The sequence below is a fragment of the Curtobacterium sp. MCBA15_016 genome, from assembly GCF_001865105.1.
In the GTDB taxonomy this organism is placed as follows: Bacteria; Actinomycetota; Actinomycetes; order Actinomycetales; family Microbacteriaceae; genus Curtobacterium.
Genome location: NZ_MJGR01000031.1, coordinates 14,939 through 15,616, shown reverse-complemented (window position 1 = coordinate 15,616; position 678 = coordinate 14,939). Strand labels below are relative to the sequence as shown.

The window sequence follows — 678 nt, the reverse complement described above, 5'->3', positions numbered from 1 at the left end:
GCGCACGAGCTCATCGCCGCCTCACGGACTCCGGTGTGCATCGCGCCGCTGCGGACGCCGACCCCGGACGGGCGATGACGACGCCGTCCCCGTCGCGATGACCCGCGCGGCCGCACTCCGCCGACGGAGTAGGTTCGGCCGGGACTCCGCAGGGAAGGGGTGCCCGACGATGCCCGACGAACTCGCGTTCCCCGACGGCCCCCGCTCCGCGCTCGAACGCACGATCGAGGAGCTCGTCGACCGTGCTCAGGACGTGCTCCGCACCCAGGGGCGCCTCCGACACCTGCTCGCCGCCAACCGCCGCATCGTCGAGCACCTCGACCTCGAGGACACGCTCCGATCGGTCGTCCACGCCGCCGTGGAACTCGTCGGCGCCCGGTACGGAGCACTCGGCGTGATCAACCCGGACGGCACCGCCCTCGAACGGTTCATCCACGTCGGCATGGACGCCGAGCTCGTCACACGCATCGGCCACCCCCCGCACGGCGAAGGGCTCCTCGGTGCGGTCGTCCACGAGCACACGGCGATCCGCATCGACTCCATCGCCGGGGATCCGCGCTCGGCCGGGTTCCCCGACGGGCACCCGCCGATGGAGGGCTTCCTCGGTGTCCCGGTCCGGGTCCGGGACACCGTCTACGGCAACCTCTACCTCGCGAACCCGTCACGTGGTCGGTTCAG

1 protein-coding gene is annotated in these 678 nt (G+C 72.3%); it reads left to right on the top strand.

Annotation, left to right across the window (positions count from 1 at the left end; genetic code table 11):
- Positions 1-169: 169 nt before the first annotated feature.
- Positions 170-678: GAF domain-containing protein (locus BIV03_RS12940; RefSeq protein WP_139201972.1), on the top strand; the 509-nt coding region annotated here is incomplete at its 3' end.